The organism is Phormidesmis sp. 146-20 (genome assembly GCF_052939475.1).
Genome location: NZ_JBJPHT010000008.1, coordinates 122,222 through 141,453, shown reverse-complemented (window position 1 = coordinate 141,453; position 19,232 = coordinate 122,222). Strand labels below are relative to the sequence as shown.

Sequence of the window (19,232 nt, the reverse complement as noted above, 5' to 3'; positions counted from 1 at the left end):
ATTTAACGGGAGGATGGAAGATATGCCTGAACTTACTACAGAACAGCTCGTCTATCTGCTCTACGCGAGTGCGTACACAGAATCAGATACAGCAGCGAAAAATTTGAATACTGTCACAAAAAGTACTGTAAAGCCCTACTTGCAGAGTAAATGGCGGGGAAAAGCAGAGAATATCTATGACTCTCTACTGACGCAGGGATTAATCAAGCAAAGGAGTAAAGGACGCTTTTCTGTAACAGAGCCAGGTTTAGAAGCTCTTGTTGCCAACCTAGCTACAACAGACTACAGATTTGAGGCTGCTAAAGGACAAAAAGTCCTAAATACTTTGCTGAATTGCATCAAAAAAGCTGCTAAAGCTCATTCTGAGAGTAAATCTTTTGATGTAATGTCTTTTGACGAATTTCAGGAGAAGTTTAGATTACTCTACTTTGAAGAAAGAAAACGTCAAGAACTAAGTGGGATTGTAGCTATCCATAAAAAGGAGCTGTTTGGAAGCTTTCAAAATACTAACTCAGCCGTCCTCTCACCAGAAATGCTGAACAAGTACTTTGAGGAGCTAAGGTCTACTGGTACTGTTTTCACTTCTAAGGGCGAAGAAGACGAGTTAATCCATTGGGTCGAGTAGTATGACTGATTCTTCAGAAAATTCTAGTTTTATAGAACCCTTTCTCAGTAGAGTTGCTTCTGGTAGAGACTTTTGCCAAGATATCTGGATTGAACGCGAAGTTAAACGACAAGGGGAAGGCGGTGAAGTCACTAAAGCTAACAGTGCCTCCCAAAAAATTATCGGGAAGCAACTGCATACCATAACAGATCTACTTCAAGATGACTTAGATTACTGTTTCAATAAGGGAAGATTTATTTTTAGATTTATTGCTGCGATTGCAGGTAGCGGTAAGACGACTCTGTTTAACTACTTCAGGGAGCTAATTGAAGTTGAAAACGGTAATTTTAATCGTTCTATAGTTGTTAGTTTTGAGCTTCCAGCAAAATTGAGAGTTTCCAGAAACTCTCAAAGCTTTCATAACAAATTTTACTCATATATACTAGCTGAGACAATTTGGAAGATACTTCATGATGTAGAAATTAAGACTGTAGGGGAATACGTTTTACGAGAACTTGTGGGGGAGTCCTCTAGCGAGCTTACTCAGGCGAGAGATTTTGATATAGGCTTCTTAGGGAAGTTTAATCGCTTTACTAAAGATATTGATGTTGATTTGCAAAATGTATTTTTAGACGTAATACATAGGGTCAAAACCGCCGATCCTCGATATGCGTTTATCTATCTTATTGATGAGTTGGATGATGCTTTAAGAGAGGACGCAACTCAACCTCAGCAGATGAGAGCTGTCTTAAAATCTCTGACTAATAGAATATCTAGCAGAGAGTATAACAATGAAGTTCGGTTATTGATTTACATGGCTGGCACTTCGGATATATTGAATACTCTCATTAGTTCAGAGGCAGCAAGTGAGCGTCGATTTTCTACTTTGAGCATCACACTTGGCCCTGGTCTGACTGACGAGTTCCGGAAAATTAGAGAAAAAATTGATACTAGGATTGAAGGTGCATACAAGAACTGTGAAGGTTTTGAAGGGGCTTTTGACAAAATCAAGAAAATAGATGAAAAGATCAAATCTAAACTTCATGGGAACATGCGAGTTTTAGGGAATTATTGTAGAGACTATGCTTTGGAAGTACTCGGTATATATCAAGAGCATTTTATTGACAAATACGAGAACCATTTTGAAGGTTCTGGAAAGCAGTTAAAGGAGCTTATAGATGTTTTATGCAGATCCCAATGGCAAGAGTATTTAGGTCAATCAAACTACCAAATCTCATTTGAAAAACTCACTAATGATTCCAATGACCATATCTTCAGATGTTATGCAAAACTGCTTAAAGATGGAGAAGTCGTAGCCAGTGCTTACGGTGGAGCAAGAAATTATGAGCTTCTCAGCGGGTATGTAGATAGATTTATTCAACTTCTGGAGGAGTCTAATTTTAAGCAAGATATTTGTGGCGAAGTCCCACCAGATATCGCTTTCATCCTTTCTCCAGTAGACTGCTCTAATTTTCTTAAGAGAAAGTTGAGCTTGAGAAGAATTCAATTTGTTAATTTGTTTGAGCGTATTGGAGATACATCCAGCTCAAAGTTTCCTAGTTTGACTCAGGAAGTTGTTGAAAAAGAGATTCCCATAGATATTAACATGGCTAGTGAGAGCATTCTATCAGATGTTTTCAGAGGCACGAATATTCACACTGGAATCATCAATGGAATCGTTGCATCTCGGCCTTACAAAGATATAGATGATTTAGTCTCTAAAGTTAAGAATATTGGGCCATCGCGTAGAAGAACAATTCAGGAGAAATTTGATGGGAATGAAATCTGTTTCCGGATTGGCGTGTTTATTAGCTACAACACTCAAGATAAAACCGAAGTTGATAAGATTGTAGCCAAGTTGAAAGATAACAAAATTTCGTATTGGATAGATGATGAAATTTTGGGTGGTGAAGAAATACGAAAGGAATTGGAAAAAATCATCGAAAGTGATCGGCTCTGGGCAGCGGCTATATTCCACGGTAAGACTGGGGTTGGGCCCTGGCAGGATACAGAGATTAGCGCTTTGCTACGTAATAATGTGAAATATAACGATCTAATTATTCCTGTAGTTCTTAAGAGTTGCGTAGGGGAGCCAAAAGTCTCATCTTTTCTTGCAAATCTTAAATATGTTGATTTTCGTGAGAAAAGACCTGATCCAATCGATTTCCTGATTCGTAGCATAAAGCGAGAGAGGACATAATTTCTAAGGTGTTCTTGTGAGAGCCTAAGGGTTCAAGAACTAATATAAGGTTTTAGGCGGCCATCAAGATTATTAGTGTAGTTACTAAAATTATTAGGTAAGGGAGATTTGCCCAAGATACTAAAGTACTGACGTATGACTGGAAAATTTGTTTTTTGCTCAATTGTTCTAGAGCTATGAAGTTTCCTCTAAAGTTGTGGATCTCTTCTAATCTTCCGCTATTAAAGCCACATAGTATCTCAGCTAGCCGATTAAAGTTATGTCGAAAGCGTTTCTCCAGATGTAGATAGTATCCATCTAAAAAGCCTAGCAGTGCAAAAGAAATCAACGCTAGAACAAATAAAGGCTTTGCCCTGTTTGTAAAACCAAAGCCTACTAATGTTGTCCAAAGTGTTAATCCTAGCTGCTTGATAATGAGCGAGTTGCTGGCCATGCGGCTAATGATCGCTTGCAGCATCTCACTTTGCTTGATCAAAAAGTCTCGATTTTCTGTAACAAACTTACGATTATCCATAGGTAGTCATTGCGTACCATACACCCGAAGTCTAACTTTTGTAACATCGTCATTTTGTCCAAGCAGGCTTTCGCGTCCTGATGCTGGAGTAGGCAATCAAGAGCGATCGCCCCACCCACCTCTTCAAATCAGCTATTAGCTCAAAGTTTTTACGAGTTCCTTAATTTTGCTTTCTTGGCGCTCCATGATTTTGTCGGGGAAACTCAACTCAATCACAATCCGGCTGCCATGTTGGTCAACCACCGACTCTACCTGATCAACTTGAGCAAGCAACCGTTTGGGCAAAGGCTCATCCGTATCCTGACTCAGCAGCAAACCGACCAAAGGCTGATTGTTGCCCAACGCATCCAGGTCATAAATCAACCCCGTCGGCATTTCTAACTGCAAACTGCGCTGATTGATCTCGATCGCCACCGCTTGATAAAAGTGACCCCGCCAATACAGTTGAGCATGAGCATGGATCGGCTTGCGCGTCCTGAGACCACTGGGAGCCGCTTCTCGCTTGCGAAACGATCGCCCAATACTGCTGGCAATAAACCGAAACGACTCCATCGGATCATCCACCCCGTCGCGCTGTTGAGAATACCATTCGCGCACATCCGAGTAGATCACCACACTGATCGCATCCAGTTGAGAACGAGTCAGATTGATGAATTCGATCGACAACATCGACTGAGATTCATTAATCGGCACGATGCGAATAATCTGCCCCGTCACAAACGCCCTCGCCCCATAATCGCCAATCAGCTCGATCTCAACCTCATTCACCAGGTCAGACCAAGAATCTAAGATTAGCTGACATCCCGTTTCGCTGACGTTGGCCGTCGTACCTCTGAGGGTGCGATCGTCACTGTAGAGAAGGGCGCTGAGTTTGCGATCGAGACGATGGGCCCGACGCAGTTGAGGTTGTTCAAAGGCGACCAAAATTGCAGACGCAATCAAAATCAGATTAAAAATACTCCAGACCAGGTTGACCAGCACGGCTTCTGAATCTTGGGGACGAAGGATCAGCCAAAAAGGAACGGCTGCGATCGCGGCGGCTACCAATACCCCCGTCATCACTAGTCCCCGCGCCGACCCCCAATCAAAGCTGCGTTTGGTCACCGAAAGTCCTTTGTCCGTGACATTAAACGAGCCTAATTTAGGATTGATCAACGCCAACAGCGTCACCAGTCCCGCATGAAACGACATCGCAAACTCGTAGATTTCGTTCCAAAACGAGAAGCGGACGTGCTTGTAGGTGATGTAGTTAGCGTAGGTCGAGATGAAAAAGTGAGGCAAGGCGTAGGCCAGCGTTTCTAGCCCCAGACCTCGGATCGGATTGATGCCAAACACCAGAAATAGAGCAGGTGCCAGCGCATACATCAGACGTGGAAATCCGTAGAAAAAGTGGGAAGTCGCGCTGAAATAGCAAATGCGTTGGGGAATGGACAGCTTTAACCTGGGATTAAATAAGGGATTTTCGAGTCGCAGAATCTGCGCCATGCCTCGCGCCCAGCGAATCTGTTGACCCACATAGGCAGAAAAGTTTTCGGGAGCCAGACCCGCCACCATGACGCGATCGTAGTACACCGATTCGTACCCCAATGAGTGCAGCCGCAAGGAGGTATGACAATCTTCGGTCACCGTCTCGACTGCGATGCCGCCCACTTCGAGCAGGTGAGATTTGCGAACGACCGCCGCCGACCCACAAAAGAAAGCCGCATTCCAAAAGTCGTTTCCTTTTTGCAGCACTTTGTAGAAAAGCTCGTTGCCGACCGGAATTTTGCCCCCAGTTTGCAGATTTCGCTCAAACGGATCAGGGTTGTAAAACCAGTGCGGAGTCTGCACTAGAGAGACTTTTGGACGGTAGAAAAATCCCACCGTTTCCATGAGAAAATTGCGAACTGGAATGTGGTCACAATCCAAAATCAGAATCAACTCGCCGCCCGTTTTTTTCAGCGCAGTGTTGATATTTCCCGCTTTGGCGTGTTCGTTGTTGTCGCGCGTCAGCATTGTGCAGCCCAGTTCGTCGCACATCTTTCTCAATGCGGCTCGTCGCGATTTGAACTTGTCAGCCCGACCATCATCGAGAATGTAGACGCGCTTTTTGTCTGCGGGATAGTCGATCGCCAGTGCCCCCAGGGTCGTTTTGCGAACAATTTCCACATCCTCGCTGTAAGTGGGAATGTAGATATCTACCGAAAACCATTGGTCAGGCGGAATATTGTCTAAATCAACGGGTTTGCGATTCTTAAGTTGCAGGGTTTGAAAGAACGCCAGCATCAGCGTCAAAATCGCATAAAGTTCTGCAATAAACAGCAAAATACTGCATGTTGCGTCCAGCCAGCCGCTCGTCAGATTAAGCGTGTAGTTGGTGCGGTAATAGAGATAGCGAAACGTCGTAATCAGACTCAGCCACACCATAAACAGATGCAAATATTGGCTGGTGCTTTCTTGAGGCTGTTTTTGCTCCAGGGTCGCCACCAACCAACCGATCGCCACCAAAATAACGGCGACGATGCCCTGCTGCAAGACCGTCAGCGGCGTGATGATCAACGGCACAGACAGCACCAAAAGCACGACCATCAGCCAGATTAGCTGCGATCGTCCGACCCAACTAAGGGTGCGATCAAAAAAGTTGGGAATCAGGTCAGCCAGCCAAGCGACAAGTCGCTCACTTTTACTGCGACGCTTTGGCTCTAGATCAGAAGTTTGACTTGTCATGACGATCTATCCTGCAACACGCTTGAGATAAAGTTGGGCAACTCCGTAGAGCAAGAGCGAGAGGGCGATAATGCCCGTGGGCAACAGATACCAGTGGTCTTGCAAAAAGCGACGAGCCTTGGCTAACGGATTCAAGTCTTCGACCCGGCGCGATCGTCCTTCTTGTAAAAACTGAAGCTGGTAGGCATTGGAATCAAACGGAGACAGCATTTGCGCGTTGGCACTAACCAAAACGGTGTCGTCCTTGAGTTGATAGAACCACAAGTCTTTGCTGAGAATGTCTTGAACTTGTTTTAGACCCGATTCGGTTTGGCCGCTCAGACCCACGAGGACGCGATCGCCATTCCAGGGAGAGAGAATGCTCTTGATCACGCCGCCGTTGTCAGGCAGGGATTGGATGCGCGCCTGATCTGATTGACGAGTGAAAGCCCCCAACAGACGAAAGCCTTTCTCCGTCTCAAATATTTCTTTAATCGGGAAGCGATCGCGGGTGCCAATTCCCACGAGATTGCGCTCTTTTTTGATGGATTCTGGGAGCTTGCCAGATTCGTACACGTCGAGTTTGACCGAGTTGGCCTGGCTGAGTCGTCCCATGCGTTCGCTAAATCTCATCAGCGTCATCAAGTCTGCATCATTAGGTTGGTCGGGGAGAACGATCGCCGTCTGAGACAAATCCTGGGGGGCGGTGAAAGGGTAGCCCGTCGTCAACAGCTTGAGATCGGGGAGTTGGACAGAGGTTTCCCGCCGCAGATTAAAGTCGCTGTCGCTGTGAACCGTTCCCCAAAGCTGCTGGTCGCTCACCTGCCCACAATTGCCTGCTTCTTTGGGAGACAGCTTAAAGGCAACGTCGATCACCGAGTCTGACCGAATCAAATTTTCAGGCAGATTGACGTTAAACACTTCGTTCGTCGCGCCCGCATCAGAGGTAAGCTTTTTGCTGCCTACGCCCACTCCATCGATTCGCACTTCCACAGCCGAATTTTTGGGATTGACCTGAGCACTGTAGCTGTAGCGCAAATTCATCGAACTGCCGCGCAAAAAGCGATCGTCCGGTAATGCCCGAAACGCCACCTGAACGGGAGGAGCCGACGAACCCCGCACCGTCACATCCTTGAATGGCTTGTTGTCCAGCCCTTTTAGCTCACTCAATTTGAACGAATTCGCCACCGGGAGATAGCGCGACCAGACGCGAGGATCGGGGGACGGCACATCGACGAGATCATTAACCAAAATCGACTGACCTGTGCCAATCTGACCGCTCTGAGGCTGCACCAAAAACTGAACCGCCTTCGCAACGCCCTCGGCACTGTTGCCAGACGCGATCAGAACAGGAACGCCCCCTTCTTGAGTCGTCGCCAACATCAACACGCCCACATCTCCGGGCAGGGGCGCTTTATTGCCATCAAGGATCTGGTTGTTGACAATTGGGAAGGGCAGTCTCAGCGTTTTCAGCGTTGGCTGTGATTCGGGAGTGCCGATGATCACGAGGCGATCGTTCCACGCAAATTTCTTTAAGTCTTTGACCAACTGCGTTTCGAGCGGGCGAAAATCGGCCATTCGTCCCAAATTGGTCTGAAATCGACTGGAAGCGGTCAGCCAGGATTCATCCAGTTTTGAGGGCACGAGATAGCTGATGCGGCTGGCATCTAATCCCAGATCGTCAAAGAAGGGAAAGGGATAGCGGCTAAAATCGAGGGCGATCGGCTGGCTCTGATAGTCAAACACCAGTTTTGAATCAGGCAGCACTTCTGACCAGAGGCTTTTGTCATCTGGGTTAGAGCAGGTCGGTGAATTTTGCTGCTGGGCGACGATCGCAATCTCGTTATAGTCCTGAAGCAGATTGATCGGAACGTTGACAACTGCTTCGCCCGTCTGAGCGTCCTTAAGATTAAGCGGCACACTGCCCACACTCGTATCATTGACGCGCACAATCAGATTGGATTTGTTGGCCACCAGAGCCGGAGAATGCTGAAAATGGACGATCGCCTTCGCCGATTTGACCTGCCAATTTTTGGGACGAGTAAAGCCCAATCGCGCTTCTGAATACACGCCCTCTAGCCGAAATCGGTTGCCAATCACCGGACTGCGATTAAATTCTAAAACGTACTGACTGCGCGGGCCGGTATTTGCCAGCTGAGGTTCTGACGGCTTTTTCTCTGGCTGTGGGGTCGGAGCAGGGGTGGGAGCCGCCTCAACTGGGGCCGATTCGGGAGCGGGAGCAGATTCAACCGGGGCAGGTTGGGGAGCCGCAGGAGCGGGTTCAGGTTGTGAAACGGGGGCTTGAGGTTGGTAGACCGGAGCGGATTGAGCGGGTGGCAGCTTAAATTCTCGGATTAGCTGATCTTCTTGCTTTTGAACACCTTGAGCGGTGACGATCGCCGAGTGGTGTCCCTGAGCGAAGGTGATGACCAATCCGGTGATCAATCCAATGCTAGATAGCAACAATGACCGCAACACCGTCCGGGGTAGACGACGCAAATTTCGCCGGGAGTGACCTGAAAACCGATTGTTCATGGGTGAGTATCTTGGGCAGCTTTAGTAGGGGGTGAAAGGTAGGGCGCGATTGCCGTTGAGGGCAGAAGCCCAAACCAGGCGAGATTTTGCGTGTAATAGGCGGAGTCGTTGTCCCAGAAACCGTTTTGGTAGCGAGGCTTTAACTTTTTTTCGTAAATCTGCTGCGCGATCGCCGGATCGACGACCCGAAAGGCAGCGTACAGCATTCCATACTGAGAAGTCGCATCGTAGTCCACCATCGGTTTGCCCTGGAGGTCGATTTGAGCCGGAATTTTTTGCTGCGATCGCCACAGCTTTTCCATTGGTTCCAGATGTTTCTCTAGGTAGCGTTTGGCGCGTGGCTCGTTAAACCACTTCCAATCGAGAGCAACCCGCCACCAGACTCGACTCGCATCAAATCCATAGCGACTGACGACCGTATTGGATTCGTCCAAAGCAACGTACTGTCCTGTTTTGGGATCTAGTGCCACCCAGTCACTCGGCAAGCCGATCGCGGAAACCGCCGCCGATCGTTCCAGCATTAGATAGCTACTTTCGACCAGACTGAGCCAATCGCGATCAAGGTCAACCTGAGCAAACAGCCGAAAGGAAGAAGGCGCGAGATAGGACGGATTGAACTTGAGCTTGCCTGCTTTTTGAAAGGCGGCGAGTGGGCCAGGCAGCAAATATCGGTCTGATCCGACGGTCACCGTGGAGTAAGTCCAGAGATCCTTTAATTTAGCCCGCGCCAAACTCAGGTATTCTGGCCGCTCCCATCGACGCGAGGCCAAAATCAGAGCAGTAATCGCATCAATGTCCGCATCACTGGCAAAGTTGCCGTCTAGAATGCCCCATCTTCCGGCGGGATCGCGCCCCCACTGCCAGGCCCAAAGCTGATCGAGTCGTCGCTTGTCGGCTGTTTGTCGCTGTAGGTTGTTTTGTGACCACTTGAGGGTTAGCGCAAAACTGTCGGGATCGTTCGCCAACACAGCCCGCAACATGGCATAGGCTTGACCTTCAGAAGTCGATCGTCCAGTCGCTTCCCAGTCAATCACTCGCCCATCGGTTTGAATAAATCGGTTACGGTAAGCCGTCCAACTTTCAGACAGCAAAGCGGAATGGTCGGGTGTAGCCGATTCTTCAACAGAAGGTCGATCAGAATTTTGGCGCATTAGCAAATTGCAGGCTGTCAAACTTCCGATCGACAGGCTGACGAAAATCAGTAGCAAAAACCGCAGCATTCTGAAAATGGGCGCTCCTGGGAAGTGGGACAGTCGTGAAGTAATCTTCTGGGATCGAGGGGGGCAAGCGGGAACCGAGACAACATAGACCACGAAAACTCAAACCAGATGCACCAAGTGTGATCGAACCTTAATAGCGCTCCCAGGGCGGTTGGAAGCCTCGCTGTCTGAGCATGTCTTCTTGCAACTGCTGAATGCGCCTGGACAAGTTGGGATCAGCGTTGCCCTGCACTTGGAGTTGCTCAAATCGTTCTAGCGCTTCTAGCGGATTGCCCTGAGCGGCGGTTAATTCGGCTAGCGATCGTTGAGCGATCAGATCATCGGGGTTTAGCTCCAAAACCTGGGAGTAGAGGCTGGCCGCCGAGTCAAACTGTCGCTGCTGAAAGCGAATTCCTCCCAGAGCAGACAGCGCGTTGGTATTGTCGGGTTCGAGATTGACGATCGCCGCAAACGCATCTTCAGCGCGATCGAGGTTGCCCAAGGCCTGCTCTAGTTGACCTTTGAGAAACAGCAGTTCGACGTTGTTGTTGCCGTTGGGGGAGGCTTTTCTGACTCTGGCGATCAGTCGATTTGCCTGGGCCCGCGCCTGATTGGGGCTTCGCACCGCCAACAGTTGAATCAGCCTCACCTGCACCGTCACATTGCTGGGATCAGCTTCGATCAGGGCGTTGTAGAGCGCCTCACGTCTGGGATTGCTGGGCAACAGTCCGACTAAGGTGTATAGCTCTTGGGGCGTTTCGGCGGGACGGGCTTGTAAAAAGCGATCGAGGACAGCTTCCGCTTCTGTTTCGGTGATTTTCTTGCCCTGGTAGGCGATCGCCGCTCGTCCAAGCTGTAGCTGCTGGTCTTGGGGACTGCGAGAAATCAACTGATCGTAAAGCGTCAAAGCGTCCTCATATCGAGCCTGAGCCAATCGAATCCCGGCCAATCCTCGAATCGCGGCTGTCGTCACATCGCTGTCTCGCGAACTACTAGAAATCAGCGTTTCATAGCGTTTGGCGCTGGCTTCCAGGTTTCCCTGGCGGCGATCGAGTTCTGCCAATAGCAATTCTGGAGCCAGATCGCGCGACCCCACCGAAGTCGCCTGATAAGCCGCCAGGGCCGTCTTCGCCCCATCCAGATCGTTTCTCTCAATCAGCAATTGTGCCAATCGAAAGTTCAAAAACGGCTCATTCACACCCGCCTGAATCAGACTCTGATAGACCGGGAGAAATTCGGGATCGGGTTCCAGTCTCACTAGCGCTTGAGCGATCGCCGCCTGCTGTGCTGGAGAACTGGGCAAAGGTTGGAGAATCGATCGCAGTCGTTGCCGCACTTCAGCTTGAGGCAGAGTCCCTAACTGACTTTCGAGCGCCAACTGCTGAATGATCAACACTTTGTCACTGGGCTGCTGCTGGACGAGTTGACGATAAAGCTGCAAGGCGGTCTGTCGATCTTGAGGAATGGCACTCAGCACATCCGCCACTTCTCGCACCAGAGCCGGAGAGGGGTTGGGCGTAGAGTTGAGAACTTGCCGATAGAGATCAGACGCTTGCGCCGACAGATCTGGACGATTTTCTTGCTTGCCGATCTCATTGAGCGCTCTAGCCAGAGAGAGTCGAGAATCGCCACGATCGCGCAGCGGGTCAAGAATGGCCAAAGCCTGAGTCGGTTGTCGATTGGCTAAATAGGCTTGAGAAAGCTCCGATCGCACCTGCACCCCAAAGGCGTTGGTTTCTCTCGGAAGCTGCCCTTCTAAAATCCGAATCGCCTGAGCCGTGTTCCCCGTCGCCCTCAAGGCCCGCGCATAAGCGATCGCTGCATTTCCGACGATTGGTTTATTCGACGCAGACCGATAGCGCTCAAATAATTCCAGCCCTTTTTGAGGATTGCCGCCGTAGGTGTAGATCTGAGCCGCACCTAACAGAACGTCTGGCGTGGGACTGCCCTGTAGTGCAATCTCATAATCTGCCAGCGACTCGGCAAAGCGTCCTTGAAAGCCATACAGTAAGCCTCTTTGGGCACGCGCTTCGTTATCTGCGGGACTAATTTTCAACAAAGTCGTCAGCGCCTCAATCCCTCGTGCCTGCCACTCAGGCCGAAAGCCGCCCAAAATCCCGATCGTCTTCAACGCCAACACATTGTTGGGATCTTGAACCAAAACCTGCTGATAGGCTTGAAACGCATCGGCATCCCGTCCGGCTCGACGAAAGGCGATCGCCAGCCCCAATTTTGCTTCCAGTGACTCCGGGTATCGTTGAATGGCCCCGCGAAAGGTCGCGATCGCCTGATTCACCAATCCCTGTCCCAGTTCGGTATAGCCTCGACGCACTTCACTAGGAACCGTTTGAGCCTGCACCGTAGGAATGCTCACCGCAAACGAGAGAATCGGCGTTCCCGACAACAGAAGCCCCAGGCAAAAGGCAAGGGTGCGGTTTCTTTTACGCTGCTGTTTGGTCAAGTTCACTGAATCAGCCTTCCTCTAGGTGTGACATCAAACTCAGTTCTGACTCGGATGCCAGCGACGATCTCAGAAAATTGATTTCGCTCTTGCACCGAGAAGCCAAGTCGTAGATTGGGCAATAACCGAAAGTCGTAAAACAACTCCAACACATCGGGCGTGCGATCGTTGTTGCGGGCCCGCAGTTTATCGTTTGACAAGCCCCGACCGTAGGCCAGCCCCAAGCGATCGTCTTTGGCAAACAGATCCAAAAAGGTAATCCCGCCGCTAAAGGTGTCGCCGCCTTCGCCCAAATCGACGTTGTTGTAGCGACCGTATCGCCCAAAGATCCCCATTTTCAGATTGGGAATAAAAGCTTCGGCGTTGATACCATAGGATTCTTCTCGATCGCCGCGCAAGGGGCCGGTCAGTCCGCCGCCTCGATTGATCTGAAAGATTTCTCTAAAGCCATCTTTGTTGCCAGAGTCGCGATCGGTTGCATACGTTCCCCGCACAATCAGATTGCCATAGCGAATTCCCAACTCGCCCGCAAACCCATCCAGCGCAAAGTCACTCAGCCCTCTCGACGAAGAAAACGCCGCCGCTTTCGCCTCGATATTGTCCGTCAGACTCCAATTCACCAACAAACCTGGACGAGAGCCAATCCCTGTCGCACTCAGGGCTGGATTGGTCTGAAACACAGGATTAAAAAAGTGAGTCGCGCCATCTTTGGCGAAACTGTTGCGATCGAAATAAGAAGTCAGATCCAGTTGCCCAACCACAAATCGCAAATTAGGAATGTCGCCCAGAGACGTGGCTAAATATAGCTCTGTGACGTTAAACCCATCATTAGGCGTGTCCGTAAACGCATTCCCCGTACTGATATCAAACGTAGCCCCAAACTGGACTCGCGGTGTCAGCGGATAGATCGTCGTCAACCTGGCCCGCGCCGAAGACTCATCTCCCTGATAGAGATAAACGCCCTGTAGCGTAAAGTTGGGCGGAGTCAAAGCAGTACTTCTGAGAAAAGGGCGACTGCGAGGAGACAGCGATCCGGCATCCTGATTAGAGGACTGTGACAACAAGCTATCTTTGGTCGTGGGGTCGATCGCCGTTGTCTGAGCCGTCGTTGTAAACGGAGCAGGATTAGGATTGATCGATCGCACCGCAGAAGTCGGAGCCGTAAACTTCATTTGAGGGACAGTTAGCAGCTTTAGCCCCTGATCAGAATTGGTCGTCGCCGTCACCAACACAGGTTCACGAGCAGGCGTCGCTTCAGTCGTAGGCAAAACCGTCGGAGTCGGCGCAAAAACCGGAATCTGCTGGGAAACCTGCTGAGAACGCACGACTGGCGCACTCCCCGAAAGCTGACGAATCAAATCGTCTTCGCTGACAGACGCAGGAATCGGCTGCTGAAGTTGAGGAACATAAGATCGAGCAGGACTGACCGCCGCAACACTGGGCAACTGACGACTCGCCAAATCTGGATTAACCGACCTCAAATCATTTCGCGGGACAGCAATCTCTGGATTAGACGCGGAGGGATTTGCTTGAGCAGGATTGTTTTGTAGCGAGACGATCGCGCCCACCGCCACCGACGAGACTGCTCCCCAAGACAGAAGAGACTTTAGAATGGGATACCTGGATAAGTCAGACATTGTTCACTCACACCATTGCTGATTGATGGACTAACCTTGGGATGTGCCGTCGCCGACAACGCTTCAAGGATATTGATCATTAACTTCACTCAGCCGAACTGTCACAAAGAACCAACTTCACACGTTACCATGACCCACTTTGACCTGACTCATTTTTTGGCATCGTGTGACAGTTTACACAATTAAAGCCCGATCCTATCTCCTAGCTTCTTCTCCCAATTCAGGACAAAACCGACTAGACTTGGCTTTTACTTCCAGCTTCTATTCCTCTGGCCCTCAATACTTTTACCTCACAATCAGAACCTCAAGACGCTGATCTCGCTATCAAGGCTCAAGGGGTGGTCTCGCAGGCTTTAGATAAAGTTAAGGGTTGACGATTCCGGATGAATGCGGAAAATTGAGCTTAACGAAGTAGGAGTCGCGTAAGCAACCTGCAAATGACCTGCATTTGTTGTGACGTTCACTCTTTTCTAGAATTTCAAGTCAACTTAACTTTTTTCTTCCATGACGTTTACTGTTGCTCGATCGCGTTGCCTGGCGTTTTTGTCTCTGATTTGTGTGGGCTGTGTGCAAGTGCGCTCCTCGAAAACAGAATTAACGATGCAAGTCGAGCCTGCCCAACAGCGCGGAGCCTATACCGTGACTGGAAAAACAACCCTTCCCGATCGCACCCAAATCACCGTGCAGGCTCTCCGAACTTTACAACCGGGCGATCGTCTGAGCAATCAGCAGCCAACCTACTCGATCTTGTCGCGCACTCAGGTCGAGGTAAAAGAAGGCAAGTGGGAAGCCACACTCAACCTGCTGCGAACTCCCCAGGGTCAGCCGCAAGAGGTCTGGCAAACCGGGCGGGCAGGTCTAAATCTAGAGCCAGACACTAAAGTGACCTTTTTGGCGGTGACTGATCCTGTCGCTCGATCCCTTGACGTGGCACAAGGCACAGATAGTTTAGTCGTGCGCTTTACGGCGGATGGTAGAAGCTACCTGCAAGCGGATCAAGTGTTAACCATCAGTCCCCCAACTCCGCCTATTAGTCAACGTGACCTCACATCTCAGAGAGTCAGAGTCGCAGCCAAAGCAATTGAGAGATCAGACGATCTAAAGGGACAAACCGATGCGGCGATCGCCCCTCAAGCCGTTCTCCGATGACGGTAGCTTGAAAACAAAGACATCACTTAAGTTACCTCTCAGCAGTCCAACCCAAGGTCGCCGTTTCTTGCGAAGCAGGATCTTGGCTGTTTTGGCTGCCGAAACTTATCCTAAAAAGAAGGGCACCCCGTGAGTGTCCCAAATTCTAGGAAGCAACAATTTGCATCACTCTCTGCGGCTCAAGTTTACGCTGTTTGGCTTGCGGAATTGAGGAGATCATGGAATCGATCGTGACTCTTGAGTTGACAGGCTGCGACTCGACCCAAGCGTTTGATTGCAGCGTCTCAATCTGCGCCATGATTTGCTGAAGCTGAGTTTGCAGTTCGCTGATTTGCGCGACCGTACTCTCAGAAGCAGGGGGCACTTGAGTCCAGGCAGGTTTGACCGCTGCTTTAGCTGAGGTTCCCGTTCGAGAGAAGCTGAGAAACGCTTGAGCAGCCTGTAGAGGAGATACCGCAGTTTGAACGGTGGGCTTGGCAGACAGAATAGACTGAGACGGCGCAGCGTAAACGATCGGCTGACTCACCTGAGCAGATGCCTGAACGATCGGCTGAGACGGAACGGCTACTTCATCAGAAACTAGCTGAGACGATTCTTCATCCTCTAGAAAAAATTGGAGTCCAGTCGTTTCTAGACTTTTATCTGAGAGCAAAAGCTCTTGAAGCTGAACTTCTTTTTCCTGGAGTTGATTCTGCATTCCGGAGACCTGCTGTTCCAGTTTTCCTGACTGACGAGAGGACTGCCGCCATCCAGTCAATGCGAGGCTTGTGACTCCTACAGCCAAACTCAGGGCACCCGCAAAACCCAGATAAGGAGCAGCGACATCTTTAAGGCTGCCTTTAAAGACTTCCGTTCCCTTCATTTCGACGGTGATTGGCTCAGAGCCAAAGAGAGCAAGCGGGGCTGTAGAGATTGAGAAGACGGCTCCGGCAGCGAGGGCGGCAGGGACTAAAAACTTTCCGAGTGAAGGTACAGTCATGTTTGACAACTCTGAGTATCGGTTACTACAAAAAGACCGTGGGCAAGTGGCAGCAACTTCACAAGTTTCAATCTGTCTTGATGCGATCAATCAAGCGATCGAGGCAGACAGAAAAGAATTGCTTACCTTTGATATCAAGATTAGTGGCTCTCCACTAAAAATGGAATATAAATCCCATGAAGAAGAGCGCTGGCACAAAAAGTTTATGTGAAATTTCGGAGACTACTTTTTCATGATGAGGTTTAATGCCCTGATTGACTCAGTGGATTCCGTAGTACGGTTTCCCTTACGGTGTCTAGCGTACAAGCAGTCATTAGAGCACTGTTGTAGGCCTGAATAGCTTCATGAAAACTTTACAAAAACTTTATATGAAAGGCATCTTATCTTTAGACACCTTTTGCTGAAAAGCGCCGTCATTACCGAGATAGTAAGGGTAGCAAGCGGTTGCTTAGAAGGATGAAGGGACGAGATCGTTCATGGGTTTCTTCCGGGTGCAACTGAGTTTTGCCCCCTTTGTATAGCTGTATTGAATTCTAAAATTTTGGGGCTTTACTGCTAAGAGTTTGACGGTGCAATTTTCTCAATTCTGATTTCTCTCTCAGCCAAGTAAACTCATTCAACGATTTAAATATGGCTAAATCTTTTGCCCTCCTACCCAGATTGCGGACTCGCTTTACACACACCTGGCTAATCACAGCTTTGGCTGTCTTGTGGCAGAAATACTCAGGGCAGGCTTTGAAACAACGGCGATCGCCACCGTATTTTTACCAAAGCGCCTGGTATTCATTACAAAACCTTGTTAATGTGCGATTTAGCCCTCGCCTTCAGATTCGACTCCTTCGGTTCTTCATAATTGGACTGGCGATCGGGCTGTATTTTTGGATACAAAACCTAATTTTTATAGCGGAGGCTGCGATCGTCATTCAGCCACCTTTATCGACGCGAGGGGCAAGCGTAGTGGATGCCACAGGGCGATCGGTGATGCTGCGGGGGGTCAACTGGTTTGGCATAGAATCTGACCTTCAGGCTCCTCATGGATTGTGGTTGCGAGACTATAAGGAGATGCTGACGCAGATCAAGAGCTTGGGCTACAACGTGATTCGCTTACCTTATTCGGTTCAGGCACTCCGAGGGACGAGCGTGAGCGGCATTAATTTCGACCTGGGCAGTAATCGTGAATTGCAGGGCAAAACGCCGATCGAAGTCATGGATTTGGTGATTCAAGAAGCGGGGCGGCAGGGCTTGCTGATTTTGCTTGATAGTCACCGTCTCAATAATCAACGCATTCCTGAACTGTGGTATGGAGATGGCCTCACCGAAGCGGATTGGATCGGAACCTGGACGATGCTGGCGGAGCGCTACAAAAATCAGCCAAATGTCATTGGGGCTGACCTCAAAAATGAGCCTCACGGTCGGGCAAGCTGGGGAACCAACAATAAAGCAACTGACTGGCGACTGGCGGCGGAGCGATCGGGCAATGCGATTCTCAAGATCAACAAAAATTGGCTGATCATCGTTGAAGGCGTGGAGAACAACGTCCCTGGGCAACGGCTCAAGCGGCACTGGATGGGCGGCAATCTAGAAGGAGTACGGCGGTTTCCAGTTCGGTTAGCGGTTCGCAATAAGCTGGTTTACTCGCCCCACGAATATGGCCCAGGTGTGTTTGATCAGCCCTGGTTTTCAGAGCGAAGTTTTCCCAAAAATCTGAGCGATCGCTGGGAGAAGGGTTTCTTTTTTATCGCAAGACAGAAGATTGCGCCCGTTCTGGTCGGTGAGTTTGGCGGACGCAAGGTGGATGCGACTTCCAAAGAAGGCATTTGGCAGCGTCAGTTTGTCAACTTTTTGCAGCGCAACAATCTCGGTTTTGCGTACTGGAGTTGGAACCCCAATAGTCAGGATACGGGGGGAATTTTGCTAGACGACTGGCAGGCGATCGACCAACCCAAACAACAGCTTCTCAATCAGCTTTTACCAGCCCCGACGATGCGTTCTTTTTCCACAACTCCTGTCGTGCGTCCCAGCCCCTCGCCCAGCAGTCCTTCGCCTATGTCAAGTTCAACGAAGTCAAATTCAGGCGCGATCGCTCAGTTGCAGCCCAAACTGATCGTGCAGTCTGATTGGAATGCGGGCTTTTGTGTGAGTTTGCCAGTCACCAACCAGGGCAAAACGCCTGTCGAAAATTGGCAGCTTCAGTTTCAAATGGAGCGATCGACCCTTGATCAACGCTGGAATGGAACGTTCCGCAATCAGGGTTCGCAGTACATCGTAACGCCTCCAGAGTGGGGTCGCGTCGTTCAGCCGGGTCAAACGATCGATGCAGGATTTTGTGCTAAAAAGCTAGGGTCAGACTATTTACCCAAACAACTCACAGTCACAAGACCCTGACCTATTCGGTTTCTCCAGGTTCGAGAATGCGCTGGAAGAGATAACCTGTGCCTCTGGCGGTGAGAATCAGTTCAGGATTGCTGGGATCGTCTTCGAGTTTGGCGCGGAGGCGGGAAATGTGAACGTCTACCACACGAGTATCGACGTGACGTTCGGGTGTGTAGCCCCAGACTTCTTGCAAAATTTCCGATCGCGAGAACGGATCGCCCGATTTGCTCACCAACAGTTCTAACAAGCTAAACTCCATGCCCGTCAGCCGAATTCGCTCGTCACCTTTGTAAACCTGGCGCTTGTTAGTGTCGATGCGAATCGTGTTGATGTGGATCACGCCGGAACTAGGGATTCCAGTCACTCCGACTTTATCGACTCGTCGCAAAACCGAACGGATGCGGGCTTCTAGCTCTTTGGGAGAGAAGGGTTTGACGACGTAATCATCTGCGCCGAGTTCTAACCCTGTGATGCGATCGGCGACATCTCCTAGAGCGGTCAGCATGATGATCGGTACGTCAGATTCTTTGCGAAGCTCTTGACAAACCCCATAGCCGTCAAGCTTGGGCATCATTACATCAAGAACCACCAGATCAGGATCAGCGTTACGAAACGTATCGAGGGCTTCTTCCCCATCGGCAGCCGTGACGACATCATAGCCAATCATGGACAGACGGGTTTCAAGAATGCGTCGAATGCTGGCCTCGTCATCGACTACGAGTATTTTTTCTTTATGACTTTCCAACTTCTGTAACGCTCCTTAAGTCAAATCTTTAAAGCTTAATTTTTCCATACTTTATCATTAAAGATAGGGGCTGAATCTTTTATTTTCAGTTCGTCAAACCCTTTCTCTTACTCAATTTCAGACTTTCTTAAGGTTTGTCTGAAATGTTGCG

13 protein-coding genes are annotated in these 19,232 nt (G+C 49.5%); 5 read left to right on the top strand and 8 right to left on the bottom strand.

Annotation, left to right across the window (positions count from 1 at the left end; all coding sequences use genetic code 11):
* Positions 1 to 22: 22 nt before the first annotated feature.
* Both ACKFKH_RS09595 and ACKFKH_RS09590 read left to right on the top strand, forming a co-directional pair.
* Positions 23 to 625, top strand: a complete 603-nt coding sequence (locus ACKFKH_RS09595; RefSeq protein ID WP_446858050.1) for a hypothetical protein — start codon at positions 23 to 25, stop codon at positions 623 to 625.
* A 1-nt stretch (position 626) separates the two neighbouring features.
* The gene (locus tag ACKFKH_RS09590; RefSeq protein ID WP_446858049.1) at positions 627 to 2,804 is read left to right on the top strand and encodes a TIR domain-containing protein; all 2,178 of its coding nucleotides are present in this window, start codon (positions 627 to 629) and stop codon (positions 2,802 to 2,804) included.
* Between the two features lie 52 nt (positions 2,805 to 2,856).
* On the opposite strand, the gene ACKFKH_RS09585 is transcribed toward ACKFKH_RS09590, so the two are convergent.
* The 6 genes from ACKFKH_RS09585 to ACKFKH_RS09560 form a co-directional block, all read right to left on the bottom strand.
* Positions 2,857 to 3,318 (bottom strand): hypothetical protein, encoded by a 462-nt coding sequence (locus tag ACKFKH_RS09585; RefSeq protein WP_446858048.1) that lies wholly within the window; start codon positions 3,316 to 3,318, stop codon positions 2,857 to 2,859.
* 135 nt (positions 3,319 to 3,453) lie between these two features.
* Positions 3,454 to 6,024 (bottom strand): UDP-forming cellulose synthase catalytic subunit, encoded by a 2,571-nt coding sequence (bcsA, locus tag ACKFKH_RS09580; RefSeq protein ID WP_446858047.1) that lies wholly within the window; start codon positions 6,022 to 6,024, stop codon positions 3,454 to 3,456.
* 6 nt (positions 6,025 to 6,030) lie between these two features.
* Entirely contained in the window at positions 6,031 to 8,538 is a 2,508-nt protein-coding gene (locus tag ACKFKH_RS09575) for a cellulose biosynthesis cyclic di-GMP-binding regulatory protein BcsB (RefSeq protein WP_446858046.1), read from the bottom strand.
* Positions 8,535 to 9,758: a glycosyl hydrolase family 8 gene (locus tag ACKFKH_RS09570; RefSeq protein WP_446858045.1), complete on the bottom strand. Its 1,224-nt coding sequence runs from the start codon at positions 9,756 to 9,758 to the stop codon at positions 8,535 to 8,537. The genes ACKFKH_RS09575 and ACKFKH_RS09570 overlap by 4 nt, the downstream gene beginning before the upstream one ends.
* Before the next feature lie 130 nt (positions 9,759 to 9,888).
* Complete coding sequence (locus ACKFKH_RS09565; RefSeq protein ID WP_446858044.1) at positions 9,889 to 12,204, bottom strand: tetratricopeptide repeat protein; 2,316 nt, start codon at positions 12,202 to 12,204, stop codon at positions 9,889 to 9,891.
* Positions 12,201 to 13,835, bottom strand: coding sequence for a carbohydrate porin (locus tag ACKFKH_RS09560; RefSeq protein ID WP_446858043.1), 1,635 nt, complete (start codon positions 13,833 to 13,835; stop codon positions 12,201 to 12,203). Before ACKFKH_RS09560 ends, ACKFKH_RS09565 begins: the two co-directional genes overlap by 4 nt.
* Positions 13,836 to 14,339: 504 nt before the next feature.
* Here ACKFKH_RS09560 and ACKFKH_RS09555 point away from each other — a divergent pair.
* On the top strand, positions 14,340 to 14,984 hold the full coding sequence (locus tag ACKFKH_RS09555) for a hypothetical protein (protein WP_446858042.1): 645 nt from the start codon (positions 14,340 to 14,342) through the stop codon (positions 14,982 to 14,984).
* Positions 14,985 to 15,129: 145 nt separating this feature from the next.
* Here the strand turns inward: ACKFKH_RS09555 and ACKFKH_RS09550 are convergent, their stop codons facing one another.
* Positions 15,130 to 15,963 (bottom strand): hypothetical protein, encoded by an 834-nt coding sequence (locus tag ACKFKH_RS09550; RefSeq protein ID WP_446858041.1) that lies wholly within the window; start codon positions 15,961 to 15,963, stop codon positions 15,130 to 15,132.
* Here ACKFKH_RS09550 and ACKFKH_RS09545 point away from each other — a divergent pair.
* Both ACKFKH_RS09545 and ACKFKH_RS09540 read left to right on the top strand, forming a co-directional pair.
* On the top strand, positions 15,962 to 16,174 hold the full coding sequence (locus ACKFKH_RS09545; protein ID WP_446858040.1) for a hypothetical protein: 213 nt from the start codon (positions 15,962 to 15,964) through the stop codon (positions 16,172 to 16,174). The two genes, ACKFKH_RS09550 and ACKFKH_RS09545, sit on opposite strands and share 2 nt — an antisense overlap.
* 419 nt (positions 16,175 to 16,593) lie before the next feature.
* The gene (locus ACKFKH_RS09540) at positions 16,594 to 18,348 is read left to right on the top strand and encodes a cellulase family glycosylhydrolase (RefSeq protein ID WP_446858039.1); all 1,755 of its coding nucleotides are present in this window, start codon (positions 16,594 to 16,596) and stop codon (positions 18,346 to 18,348) included.
* A gap of 1 nt (position 18,349) precedes the next feature.
* Here the strand turns inward: ACKFKH_RS09540 and rpaB are convergent, their stop codons facing one another.
* Positions 18,350 to 19,081, bottom strand: a complete 732-nt coding sequence (rpaB, locus tag ACKFKH_RS09535; protein ID WP_446858038.1) for a response regulator transcription factor RpaB — start codon at positions 19,079 to 19,081, stop codon at positions 18,350 to 18,352.
* Positions 19,082 to 19,232: the final 151 nt, after the last annotated feature.